The following is an 11858-nucleotide window of genomic DNA, read 5'->3' as shown; positions in this document are numbered from 1 at the left end:
CGATGGCCCGGCCGTGCATGTGCGGTAAACCGTTACTCCGGCAGCGCGTTAAGCTGGAATGCGGCCTTCAGCAGGTCAGTCTGAGCAACATCCAGCGGATCGAACCACTTGGCATAAATCCCGTTGATCTCACCCGAGCGGAACACTTCGGCCAGGGCCTTTTTGCCGATCAGTTCAAAGGCGCTGTCGTCGCGGCGCACCATCAGCGCATAAGGGTCGAAGGAAAGAAAATCGCCGACGACCGCAAATGCGTCCGGGGTCTTCGACTTGGCGATCAGCCCGAACAGCAGAATGTGATCTGTGGCATACACGTCCACACGGTCGGTTTCCAGCGACAGCATGCCCTCGGCATGGTCGCGCACCGGGAGCACCTTCACATCCAGGCCCAGTTCTTCAATGGCTGCCTTGACCGCGCGCTCGTTGGTGGTGCCCTGCGCCAGGGCAACGGCCTTGCCGTCCAGGTCCGCAACCGAGCTGATACCCGAGTCTTTGCGCACCATCAGTTTGGTTCCGGTGATGAAGGTGGTGGGCAGGTATTCCACCTGCTCCTGGCGGGTTAGGTTGTTGGTTGTTGAACCGCATTCCAGATCGATGGTGCCATTGGCCATCAGCGCGATCCGGGTCTTCGGGTTCACAGGCACGTATTTGACCGACAATTCCTTGCCCAGTTCCGCAGAGACCGCTTCGACCACCTTCATGCAGAGGTCGATCGAGTAGCCGACCGGTTTCTGGTTTTCATCCAGATACGCAAACGGGACCGAGCTTTCGCGATGCCCGATGACGATCTCGCCCGAGGCATCGATCTTGGCCAGGGTTCCGGTGCGGTCCTGGGCTGAGGCCGGAGCCGCCAGGGCCAAAGCGAAGGCCAAAGCGGCCACTGTTTTCAGTAGTTTCATGTTTTTCTCCCTGTTGATTTGTCTATTGCTTTTGTCAGCCCTGAAAACCCGGCAGGCCGAAAATACCGGGGTATCCAAACAGCGCTGCGCTGCCGCCGGTGTGCAGGAAAACGATGTTCTCCATGCCGTCGAAATACCCCTTGCGGACCTGATCGATCAGGCCGTCGAGCCCCTTGCCCGAATAGACCGGGTCAAACAGGAGCCCTTCGAGCCGGGCCAGCTTCAAAAGGGCCTCGCGCATGCCCTCGGTCGGCAGCCCGTAGCCTGGCCCTACATAATCGCAATTCGCCCGAACCGAGGCCCGGTCGATTTCAACCCCCATTCCAAGGTAATCCATGGTCTTGCAGGCCAGATCAAAGACCATGCTTTCCTGTTTTTCCTGCGGTGCCCGAACGCCGATCCCGAGCAGATGAATATCGCTGGCCAGGCCTGCAAGGCCTGCCACCAGGCCCGCCTGGGTGCCGGAGCTTCCGGTGGCATGGACCAGCGCGCCGATCTTCAGCCCCATCGCCGCGGCCTGTTCCTCCAGTTCGGCAGCGCAATTCACATAGCCCAATGCGCCAACGCGGTTTGAACCGCCGCCGGGGATGATGTATATCTTGCGACCCTGATCCTGCAGCGCATCGGCCAGGATCTCCATCTCTGCGTTCATGTCGGCGCCGCCGGACCGCTTGGAGATGGTTGCGCCGTGCAGCTGGTCCAAAAGCACATTGCCGTTGAAATTATAGGCCTCTTCATTGGAGCCCGTGCGGTCTTCCAGAAGAATATGGCAGTTCAGCCCCAGTTTGGCCGCCGCGGCTGCCGTCTGGCGGGCATGGTTGGATTGGGTGGCGCCCTGGGTGATTACCGTATCGGCGCCCTGTTTCAGTGCCTCGGCCATCAGGAATTCAAGTTTGCGGGTCTTGTTGCCGCCCGATGCAAGACCGGTGCAATCGTCGCGTTTGACCCAGATGCGCGGCCCGCCCAGTTCTTCGCTCAGTCTGTCCAGTGGCTCCAGCGGAGTTGGCAGATGGCCCAGCCGCACGCGCGTGAAGTTCTCAAGTGCGCGCTTTACCAGAATGAGGTTGCCATCCGCTGCAGTCGTGTCATCTGTCACTGCGCTGTTCATGCATTTAATCCCTTTTGCGTATCTTTTGTAAGGCTACCCGCTGCAGGAACTGCTGAATAATGCAAATATTGCAGGCTGCTCATACAAGTTGTATGGGTAAGTATGGACACACGCCTTCTAGAAGATGCTCTGATCCTGCTGGAAGAACGCAGCCTGACTGCCGCGGCAGCCCGAAGGAACGTGACGCAGCCGGCCTTTTCCAGGCGCATACGGGCCTTGGAACATTGGATTGGCAAAAACTTGCTGATCCGCGAGGCCAACCGGGTAGAACTGTCCCCCACCTTGCTTCAAAGCGAGCCACAGATCCGGGCTCTGCTGGCACATCTGCGGCAATTGCATGGGCACCTGAAGAACTCGGAAGGCACTGGTGAGCCGCTGGTGCTGGCGACGCAGCACTCGCTGTCAGTGTCTGTTGTCCCAGAGATTCTCCGCAAGTTCCGCACCAGCGGCCGGACGCCGCAAATCCGGCTGCGGACGCAAAACCAGGTATCGGCCATGTCAACGTTTTTGCGCCACGAAGCCGATGTTCTTGTGAGCTATGAGTACCGCGAACTGCCACAGGTGCCTTTTGACGATACCGTTGACCGTTATGTCTGGCGGCGGGACACCCTGCTTCCCGTCGTCGGCGGCGCGCTGCGGCATGATCTCTTGGAAGGCCAGATACTGCCGCCGGATGCTCCCTGCATTGATTATCCTTCCGGTAGTTTCTTCGGGCAGATTGTTTCGCTGCATCAAAACAAGGCTGAACGTGCTTGGATAGGTAGGTCGACGGTAGAAAGCGCGTTTTCGGTGGGGATTTCTCAGATGGTTCTCGAAGGAACCGGCGCCGCTTGGGTGCCTCACTCCCTCATTCAGAACCACATCATTTCCGGCGATGCTGTCATTCTCTCCCCCGAGTACGGCCGTCTGCCACTGGATATCGTTCTTTATACCCATGTGTCCAATCCGCGCGGAGCACTTTTCCGGAAATCAGTTGCTGATCTGGATTGACTGGAGCTTGAAACGCCAGCGGCAGCCGTTATCCTCGCTTGTTCCTGGAAAAGCCGACTATCATGCATCAGCAATGAGAAAGCGATTTGAGGTGTACCCTTAGTCCGCAAAAGGGACAAAGGGCGAAACCTCAGATTGAACTTTGCAACCTCCATGCAATGTTTGCAATGCCATCCATCTTCCTTCGCCATTACACTCCATTGCATCCTAGGGAGAACTGGAATGGAAATTGATTGGCTGGAAGACTTCCTCGCGCTGTCCTCGGCGGGAATCTTTGCTAAGGCCGCCTATGCCAGGAATATCAGCCAGTCTGCATTTACGCGCAGAATCAGAAACCTGGAGCACTGGGTGGGAGCGGACCTTTTTGACAGAAGCGTGCATCCGGTGGTTCTGACACCAGCGGGAGAAGCCTTTCGAGCAACAGCCTATGAGACTGTGTGTTCCCTTCGCCTTGCCCGTGAAGACCTGAAACAGCTTACAAGGCGTGCGGGTGACGTAATAAACATTTCCGCTCTGCATACACTTGCCATTTCATTCACCCCTGCGTGGCTAAAAACAATCTCGGCCGCAATAGGCCCGATCAACACCAGGTTTGCGGTTGAGAATTTCTCTGACTGCGTGGAAACGCTAATGGCCGGAACTACAGATTTCATGCTGTGCTATGATCATCCGTCCATTGCGACCATGTCCAATGACGACCGTTACCCTTCGGTCAAGATCGCGGATGACAGGCTTGTAGCCGTGTCCGGCACCGACAAATCCGGCAACGCGCTCTACCGTTTCGACCAGCAAGGTAAACTGCCTTTCCTGGCCTATTCCCCAGAGAGCTTTCTGGGACGGCTAAGCGAAATCTCAATCAAGCGGGCTGGGGTGGCAGAAAAACTGGAAATCCGCAGCGAAAACTCGGTGGCTGAGGCTCAGAAAGCAGCCTGTGCGGAAGGACTGGGAGTGGCCTGGCTGCCCAGAATGACAATACTGCCGATGTTAGATGACGGTAAACTTGTGCGCATCAGCGACGACGCTTCTGAACGCAGTATGTCCATCAAACTGTACCGCTCGATTGAAAGAAGCCGCCCATCCGTTGAGCGCTTCTGGAAGCTAGCAGAAAGTGCTGGCGTTCCGGCACGCTAGCACATTGCTGGGCTGTTTCGGCAAGTTATTCAGAGGTTCTGGGCCAGCATCCAGAACCGCTCCAGTTCTGCCCTTGACCGTTCGATTGAACGATAAAGCTTGATTTCAATTGCCAATTCGTATTCCGGCCTGCTGATCTTGTGCAATGTGCCGTCTTGCAGTTCCCGTTCTGCGGCTCCTTCTGGCAGAAAAGCCACGCCAAGCCCGGCAAGGCAGGCGGATTTGAGCGCCTCGGCAACGGAGTTTTCGTAAACGGGCTCCACTGCGTCACCCAGGTTTCCCCGTTCCAGGCAAACTTGGGAGACCCGACCCAGAAAAGTATCGGGCGGATAGGACAGAAACGGAACCGGGTTGTCTGCGGCCAGGCTGTATTTGACACGCCCATCGGCGCCAACACAGCTGACGGCAATTATCTGGTCTTTTGCGATCGTTGAGGACGGATACCGGTTTTCATCCGAAATAGTAGGCACCGCCGGGTGATAATAGCACAGCATGAAATCTGCATTGCCGCTCAATATCGCTTCAGCGCAGCCTGAGAAGTTTTCCGCGACCAGCCTGGACTTGATGGGGCCTAGATGGCTGGACATACCTGTCAGCCAGGTGGGAAAAAAAGAAATTGCCAGGGTGTGAAGCGCAACGAAGTCCAGCACTGAGGCTTCCCGGCGGGACAGGCCGCGGATATCGCTTTTGGTTTGTTTCAGCGCAGCAACGGTATCGATGGCGGTTTGCTTGAACGCCTTGCCTGCGGCAGTGAGCTCGACCGGATGCACGCTCCTATCGAACAGGGGTGTCCCGGTCCAGTTCTCCAGATTCTTGATCCGCCGCGTGAAAGCGGACTGGCTAATGTTGCGCGCATCGGCGGCCCGGGCAAATACCCCTGCAGCGGACAGTGCCAAAAAATCTTCCAGCCAGTCGATCTCCATCTGTCTCCTCCGCTTGAAGAAATGAGTAAATGCTAGGGGCTGGTTGCAAAAAAAGCAATGCCATTGCGTTGGTTGTCATAGTTGCGGGCACGGCCCGGCAGTAGGTTTGGCCCGAACGATAGCCCAGTTTCTGTGCCCCACGCTTCAGGCGGGTACAGCCGGACCGCAGAAAGGCCCCAGATCATGAGCAAACATAGAATGGAAACCGACAGCCACGGCCTTGTGGAAGTTCCACTGGCAGCCGCTTGGGGCAGCCAGACCCAGCGGGCGCTGATAAACTTCCCGATAACTGGCGTATCTATCAGCCACTATCCGGAATTGATCGCTGGGCTGGCCTCGGTCAAGAAAGCCTGCGCACTAGCAAACCGGGATCTGGGTGCTTTGCCTGCTGAGAAAGCGGCAGCCATTGCCGCCGTCTGCGATGAGATTATCACCGGGGAGCATCACGATCAGTTTGTTGTCGATGTGATGCAGGGCGGCGCCGGCACATCGACCAATATGAACGCCAACGAAGTCATTGCTAACCTCGGGCTTAGAAAGCTTGGCGCGGAATTTGGCGTCTACAGCCGGCTTCACCCGAATGACGACGTGAACCGCTCACAATCCACAAACGACGTTTATCCCACAGCAATCCGTCTGGCTGTCCTCTCCCGAATTCCCCCTCTTATCGAGGCAATGCACGGGCTGACCAATTCGTTCGGCCAAAAGGCAACCGAGTTTCAGCATATTATGAAGGTCGGCCGTACGCAGCTTCAGGACGCTGTACCCATGCCGCTCGGCGCCGAATTCCGGGGGTTTGCAACAACGATCAATGAGGACGCCGATCGGTTGTGCGACCTTTCCCGCCTTCTTACCGAAGTGAACCTTGGAGGCACGGCGATAGGCACCGGCATCAATGCACCCGAACATTTCGGGGAAACAGCCGTTGCGCACTTGCGGGACATCACGGGCGAACCACTACAACTGGCCCCGGACCTGATAGAGGCCTCCTCTGATCTCGGCGCCTTTGTGATGTTTTCCAGCACGCTTAAGCGGGTTGGCATCAAACTGTCCAAGATTTGCAACGATTTGCGCCTCATGTCCTCTGGCCCGCGCGCAGGAATCGGCGAGATCATTCTGCCTGCAGTGCAGGCCGGGTCCTCCATCATGCCCGGGAAAGTAAATCCGGTTATCCCGGAAGTGGTGAACCAGGTCTGCTACCAGGCGATCGGAAACGATCTGACCGTGACGATGGCCGCCGAAGCAGGCCAGTTCCAGCTCAACGCAATGGAGCCTGTTATCATCCATAAGGTACTGGAAACGATGGGCTCTCTAACCAGTGCAATGAATGTGCTGCGAACCCGTTGCGTGGACGGCATCGCAGCAGATGAAGAAAGATGCCAGATGCTGCTGAGCAATAGTCTTGTGCATGTGACCGCGCTCGCCCCCCTGATCGGTTATGAGGCCGCAACCAAACTTGCTAAATATGCGCAGGCAAACGGGCTGAGCCTGCAATCCGCTGCAATGCCGGCCTTACCGGAAGAATTGGCCGAGACGGCCCTGAGACATCTTCAGGCCAAGATGCGGGAGGAAGCCCAATGAACAGTAACAAGTCTCTGCGTCTGGGAATTGTCGGCGGCCTGGGCGCCCTTGCCGGGGCTGACTTGCTGAACAGAATTGTTCAGAACACCCCGGTCAGGTCGGAAGAGGATCATAGGGAGCTGGTTTTCCATCAGAAGCCACTGCGCGAACCAGTCTCCCCCAAGGAACCTCACTACAGCCCCACACACCGTAAACTCTATGTATTTGATACGCTGTCCCGCATGGAACGGGAAGGATGTGATGCGGCACTTCTGCCATGTTTTGTCACGCATAGTTTCCTGCATGAACTGGAAGATGAACTGGAGCTGAAACTAGTCAGCATGACGGAGGCAATTGCAGCCGCAGTTGCTAGGCTGGATCCGCAGCCAGCCAGAATTGGCGTCATCGCAACGCCTTTTGTCAGGGAAAACGGCCTGTTTGAGAACCTGTTCGGCGAGGATGTGCAGGTTGTCTATCCTGCCGCGGACTTAGAAAGCGCCGTGATGGAGGCTGTCTATGGCGGCAACGGCTTCAAAACAGGCAACCGCAGGGAGGAGGTGCTGCAACCCATCAACGCAGCCCTTTCCAGCCTTTCGGAGCAGGGGGCGGCGGTTTTTGTGCCCGGGCTGTCCGAGTTGCCCCTGCTGCTTGATCAGCTTGACCTGCTGGACGGGATGACAGCAATCGACACGGCGGCGGTTTATGCGGAACATGCGCTGAAGGAGACGCAACCAGACCGCCGGCGCCGGTTCAAGGTCGGTGTGGTTGGCGGTGTCGGACCTGCCGCGACGGTGGATTTTCTAGCCAAGCTGGTCAAGGGTACAGAGGCCGCCTGCGATCAGGATCACATCAAGGTGCTGGTCGAACAAAACCCGCAAATCCCCGACCGGACTGAAAACCTGGTGGGATCAGGAACCGATCCGACAGTCGCCCTCTATTCCACCTGCAAGAAGCTGGAACGCGGCGGGGCCGATATTCTGGTCATCCCCTGCAATACCGCCCACGCCTATGTCGACCGTATCCAGCGCCATCTCGGCATACCGATCATTAGCATTCTGTCAGCAGCCACTGACCACATCAGAGAAAGCTCTCCCGGGACGCGGACGGTCGGGATTCTCGGCACCGATGGAACAATCCGAAGCGGCCTGTATCAGCAGGCGCTTGAGGAGGCTGGTCTTTGCCACATCGTCCCCGACGAGCAGCATCAAAACTTGGTCATGGAGTGCATTTACGGCCCGGCCGGCGTCAAGGCTGGGCATACCGAAGGTCTCTGCAAGGAGCAGATTACCCGGGCGTTTTCCCACTTGGTCACGCGCGGCGCCGAGGCTGTCATTCTCGGCTGCACGGAACTCCCTATCCTTGTGACGGCAGGCGTCGGCGATCTGGGGGCGCCGGCCGTTGATCCAACCGATGTGCTGGCCCGTAAATGCGTGCAACTGGCAAAGGCCTAGGGTCCTAACCATGGCTAAATGCGGCTTCTTCCTGGGAGCTAAAAGGGCGTTGCAAAGTTTGCAACGCCCTTTCCTTTTTTGCGCGACGCTGCCTGTCATCGAACTGGTACCATGCTGCGACTGTCGGCAGCCCGATCCGGTTGGCTGCCTTGGAAAGGGAGGTCCTTATGGCGAATATCAGTCAAAAAACAGGGTTTTTGGCACCTTGGAGAAACATGCTTTTGTGGAAGCAAATCGTAATCGCACTTGTCCTTGGGGTGATTACAGGCATTCTGCTGAACGCGACCGGCAATCAGGCCATTGCCGGCATGATCAAGAACATCGGGACCTTGTTCCTGTCGCTCATCAAAATGCTGATTGTCCCGCTGATCTTCGTGTCGCTCGTCTGCGGCATGACATCCGTCAGCGACATGGCGCGAATGGGTCGTATTGGCCTGAAGTCGATTGTGTTCTATCTCGGCACGACTGCATTTGCGATCACGATCGGCTTGGCATTGGGGTTGCTGATGCAACCCGGCGCGGGCATTGACCTGAGCACTGCTGCTGCAATGGAACCCAAAGCGTCTCCGCCCTTTATCCAGCAGCTAATCGGAATCGTCCCGAAGAATCCGGTGGCCGCCGCCGCAGACGGAAACGTTCTGCAGATCATTTTCTTTGCAATCATGTTCGGCCTGGCCATCAACCTGGTTGGCGACGCAGGCAAGCTGGTGCGGGAATTCTTTGAAGCGCTGAATTCAGTTGTGCTCAAGCTGACAGAGATAGTGATCAGTTTCGCCCCCTACGGCGTGTTTGCACTGATGGCTTGGGTCGCCGGAACCTACGGGCTTGATCTTCTGCTTCCGTTGGGGACGGTGATTGCCGCACTCTATATCGGCTGCATCCTGCATGCGTTGTTTGTCTATGGCGGGCTCGTTTCGGTCTTCGCCCGCCTAAGTCCGGTTCGCTTTTTTCAAGGCATCATTGAACCGCAGATCGTGGCTTTCACCAGCACCTCCTCTTCGGGAACACTACCTGTAACCATGACTGCGGTTCAACAGAACCTAGGCGTGAACCGGTCAGTCGCAAGCTTTACCCTGCCGCTCGGCGCAACTATCAACATGGACGGAACCGCCATGTACCAGGGCGTTGCCGCTCTCTTTGTTGCACAGGCCTTTGGTATAGAACTGGGCATGTCGGAATATGTCACAATCATTCTGACGTCGACGCTGGCATCCATCGGTACCGCCGGTGTTCCTGGGGCCGGGCTGGTCATGCTGTCGCTGGTTCTGACCTCTGTCGGCCTGCCTTTGGAAGGTGTTGCCATCATTGCAGGCATCGATCGTATTCTCGACATGGCACGCACGTCGCTCAATGTCACCGGCGACGCAGCCTGCACCGTGCTCATTGCGAAGTCCGAAGATCAAATTGACCTTGAGGCGTATGACACTCCCCATGTGCTGAAAACTCCCGACGTTTCGCGGGCGTAATCAAAAAGGCACATCATTGCGGCCGCACCGGAAGGGGCGGCCGTTTTTTTCTTTTGGGCTGAATTGACCGTAAAAACATCCTCCTCGGCTGGTTAACGCGGGTTGCCAGTGGCAGAGGAATATCTTCGACGAACGGCCTTTGGTCGTCGATTCCTTCCCGGGCTTTTAGGAATGACCAAATCTGTCGTTGCAACGCAGCATGGAATGATCGTCGGCGAAGCGGGTTCACGTACTTTTCGCGCCCGCAGCAGAATTTCAGCGCTTTCGGAAAGGGCTCTTTGCCGGTGCCCAACGAGAGACGGCTTAGGGCTGTAAGCCGCCGAATGCACCTGCAACATCCAAGCCAGGCGGCGACGGCAGCTAAGGGCTCAAGCTACCCACCTCAATGTCTATCCGGATGTCCGTTTAGGTGATTGCGCGAGGCTTTGAAAAGTCAGCTGCCTACGCGTCGCTGACGTCTACACTGATCGCGGCATCGAAGGGTGCCACGCCGCCTCGTTGAGCGTCCGCTTCTGGGAAGGAGGCCCCGGAAACTCGTGCCCGCAGCGGAGTGCGCGCTGCGCCTGGCACGAATATCGAGCTTGGGCTAACTGCCGCCACTTGTTCGACGAGACTTCGTGCAGATTCATTGTGAATCCAGCGCGACTCACTCCCCGCTGGCCTGACTGGCCGCCATTTCCAAACTTTCTCCATCCCATCCGGCCAAACCTCCAATCGAAGTGTTAAGCCGTTTTGTTAAGTGAGGCTTGAAGTGTTAAGGCTTTGCAAAGCGGGTCAGACTGCCGAACCCTCGGGGGGTTTCCCACCCGCATGGAAAGGGACCGTGGTACGGTCCCTTTTTCTCTTCATCAGCTCTGGATTGTCTCGGTGAGGCCTTGCAGAGATCGCAGTCTGCCGTATTGCCCGTTGGCGAGCGCTGGTTCACGCAGTCTGTTCAGATGATCCTGCCGGTTCACTTGCCTCGGTGTTAAGTGCCTCGGCTTAACACCGCTCTGCGCTTAACAATAAGCCATGCAACTTTACACCTAACTCATTGGGCAGCAGCCAGAAATTCCTGCTCTAGCTCAACCTCAACATCCTTGCCCAGCAGGGTCATGACCGCCCGAGCAGAGCCGCCGGTCACATCCAGAAGTGCAAACTTCTGCCCTTCCAGTGGTCCGGCCTCAACCCGAACAAGATCCCCCGCAGCGAACCGGGGTTGGTCGACATCTGAGCTCCTGCGGCGCTTGCGGCCACCACCAAACTTGCGCATCAGAAAACGCACCTTGGCGTCCGAGATCCGAACAGGCCGCCCCCCTGCCCCCATCACTCCCGCAACCACATCCAGAGCCATCAGCTCATGGAACCGCGCCTGACCCGCGGGCCAACCGACAAACAGCCATCCCTCCATGGCGGGACGCGACCGCAGTTCCTTTTCCGGGCGAAAGCGACTGATCCGCTGCCATTCCCGTTTCACCGGCAGGAACACCTCAAACCCCGCTTTTTGCAGCACCAGCTCCGGCACAAACACCCGCTGACCGGAGCCCTTCACTTTGCGCCGCGCCATCCGGCCATTGCCCGCCTTGTAAGTCTCATAATCAACCCCAAGCAGCGTCTCCCGACGCCCGCCATTCTGGCGCGCCTTCAGCTTCACAGCATACCAATCCATCTCGGTGCCCACGGTTCGGTCTTGCAGGCTCATGATGCAACCATGTCCTCGCAGAGGCGGATCGCAGCCCGACGCTTCTGGCGGAATTGCTCCTCTTCCCGGCTCACCTCCCCCACCCGCGCCAGACGGCTCTCGATGTCCCGCAGCCGCCGCACGCCTTCATCGGCGCTCTCGCGGATCTTGCTCAGCGTCCAGGCACCCGGCCACTGGCGGTTGCCCTTCAGCCAGACATGCAGTTCAGGCGCCCAGCCCTCGCTGATCGCCTTCTGCCCGATCTCGTGGGCAAAGACCTTTAGCATCAATGGCGATGGCCCCGCCTCTGGCGGCTCAATACGGCGGGCCTGATCCAACACATGCAGCGCGATCGGGAAGCGATCCCGCTCCTTGCCGCCCGGATGCTGCTGACACCACTCGCAGAGGCTCATCAGCCCCTGCTGGCTCATATAGGCCAGCTTCTGCCGCAGCTCCCGGCGCATCAGCTCGAACTGCTCCTTGCGCATGGTTCCGGGCTTGGTCAGCCCCATCAGATCCAGCGGGGCAATCAACAGCTCCTGCACCCGCTTTCCCCCTCTTGCTGTTTGCTCACGTCCATACCCAACCTCTTTCTCTGCAAGTCCAACTTATCCACAGGCTCACCCGGGCTGAGTGTCCGCGTTGCTGTCTTTCTTTTTCATTCTCATTGTCT

General features: G+C 57.6%; 10 protein-coding genes. 5 read left to right on the top strand and 5 right to left on the bottom strand.

The features are described 5' to 3' along the window. Window positions 1-32 precede the first annotated feature (32 nt). Window positions 33-896 carry an amino acid ABC transporter substrate-binding protein gene (locus tag KUV39_RS16815; RefSeq protein ID WP_222460413.1) on the bottom strand — a complete coding sequence of 288 codons (864 nt, stop codon included), beginning with the start codon at window positions 894-896 and terminating at the stop codon, window positions 33-35. Between the two features lie 34 nt (window positions 897-930). Next, window positions 931-2004 (bottom strand): D-cysteate sulfo-lyase, encoded by a 1074-nt coding sequence (cuyA, locus tag KUV39_RS16810; RefSeq protein ID WP_222460412.1) that lies wholly within the window; start codon window positions 2002-2004, stop codon window positions 931-933. A 102-nt stretch (window positions 2005-2106) separates the two neighbouring features. Here cuyA and KUV39_RS16805 point away from each other — a divergent pair, with 102 nt between their 5' ends. Beyond that, on the top strand, window positions 2107-2994 hold the full coding sequence (locus KUV39_RS16805; RefSeq protein WP_222460411.1) for a LysR family transcriptional regulator: 888 nt from the start codon (window positions 2107-2109) through the stop codon (window positions 2992-2994). A gap of 222 nt (window positions 2995-3216) precedes the next feature. Then, window positions 3217-4125 (top strand): LysR substrate-binding domain-containing protein, encoded by a 909-nt coding sequence (locus KUV39_RS16800; RefSeq protein WP_222460410.1) that lies wholly within the window; start codon window positions 3217-3219, stop codon window positions 4123-4125. A gap of 29 nt (window positions 4126-4154) precedes the next feature. On the opposite strand, the gene KUV39_RS16795 is transcribed toward KUV39_RS16800, so the two are convergent. Further along, window positions 4155-5048, bottom strand: a complete 894-nt coding sequence (locus KUV39_RS16795) for a LysR family transcriptional regulator (RefSeq protein WP_222460409.1) — start codon at window positions 5046-5048, stop codon at window positions 4155-4157. A gap of 198 nt (window positions 5049-5246) precedes the next feature. Here KUV39_RS16795 and KUV39_RS16790 point away from each other — a divergent pair, with 198 nt between their 5' ends. The 3 genes from KUV39_RS16790 (at window position 5247) to KUV39_RS16780 (ending at window position 9525) form a co-directional block, all read left to right on the top strand. After that, entirely contained in the window at window positions 5247-6629 is a 1383-nt protein-coding gene (locus tag KUV39_RS16790) for an aspartate ammonia-lyase (protein ID WP_244998433.1), read from the top strand. After that, a complete protein-coding gene (gene cuyB / locus KUV39_RS16785) occupies window positions 6626-8059 on the top strand; it encodes a cysteate racemase (protein ID WP_222460407.1) in 1434 nt (477 codons plus the stop codon). Before KUV39_RS16790 ends, cuyB begins: the two co-directional genes overlap by 4 nt. A gap of 215 nt (window positions 8060-8274) precedes the next feature. Beyond that, window positions 8275-9525: a dicarboxylate/amino acid:cation symporter gene (locus KUV39_RS16780; protein ID WP_222460406.1), complete on the top strand. Its 1251-nt coding sequence runs from the start codon at window positions 8275-8277 to the stop codon at window positions 9523-9525. 1030 nt (window positions 9526-10555) lie between these two features. On the opposite strand, the gene nusG is transcribed toward KUV39_RS16780, so the two are convergent. Together nusG and KUV39_RS16770 are read right to left on the bottom strand one after the other, a co-directional pair. Further along, window positions 10556-11206 carry a transcription termination/antitermination protein NusG gene (gene nusG, locus KUV39_RS16775; protein ID WP_222460405.1) on the bottom strand — a complete coding sequence of 217 codons (651 nt, stop codon included), beginning with the start codon at window positions 11204-11206 and terminating at the stop codon, window positions 10556-10558. Further along, on the bottom strand, window positions 11203-11730 hold the full coding sequence (locus KUV39_RS16770; RefSeq protein WP_222460404.1) for a hypothetical protein: 528 nt from the start codon (window positions 11728-11730) through the stop codon (window positions 11203-11205). The genes nusG and KUV39_RS16770 overlap by 4 nt, the downstream gene beginning before the upstream one ends. Window positions 11731-11858: the final 128 nt, after the last annotated feature.

This window comes from Phaeobacter italicus, from assembly GCF_019801785.1.
Classification (GTDB): Bacteria; Pseudomonadota; Alphaproteobacteria; order Rhodobacterales; family Rhodobacteraceae; genus Phaeobacter; species Phaeobacter italicus.
This window is presented reverse-complemented; position numbering and strand designations above follow the sequence as displayed.

Coding starts and splice junctions, on each gene's coding strand:
- KUV39_RS16815 (WP_222460413.1), bottom strand. CDS start 896: ATGAAACTACTGAAAACAGTGGCCGCTTTGGCCTTCGCTTTGGCCCTG.
- cuyA (WP_222460412.1), bottom strand. CDS start 2,004: ATGAACAGCGCAGTGACAGATGACACGACTGCAGCGGATGGCAACCTC.
- KUV39_RS16805 (WP_222460411.1), top strand. CDS start 2,107: ATGGACACACGCCTTCTAGAAGATGCTCTGATCCTGCTGGAAGAACGC.
- KUV39_RS16800 (WP_222460410.1), top strand. CDS start 3,217: ATGGAAATTGATTGGCTGGAAGACTTCCTCGCGCTGTCCTCGGCGGGA.
- KUV39_RS16795 (WP_222460409.1), bottom strand. CDS start 5,048: ATGGAGATCGACTGGCTGGAAGATTTTTTGGCACTGTCCGCTGCAGGG.
- KUV39_RS16790 (WP_244998433.1), top strand. CDS start 5,247: ATGGAAACCGACAGCCACGGCCTTGTGGAAGTTCCACTGGCAGCCGCT.
- cuyB (WP_222460407.1), top strand. CDS start 6,626: ATGAACAGTAACAAGTCTCTGCGTCTGGGAATTGTCGGCGGCCTGGGC.
- KUV39_RS16780 (WP_222460406.1), top strand. CDS start 8,275: ATGCTTTTGTGGAAGCAAATCGTAATCGCACTTGTCCTTGGGGTGATT.
- nusG (WP_222460405.1), bottom strand. CDS start 11,206: ATGAGCCTGCAAGACCGAACCGTGGGCACCGAGATGGATTGGTATGCT.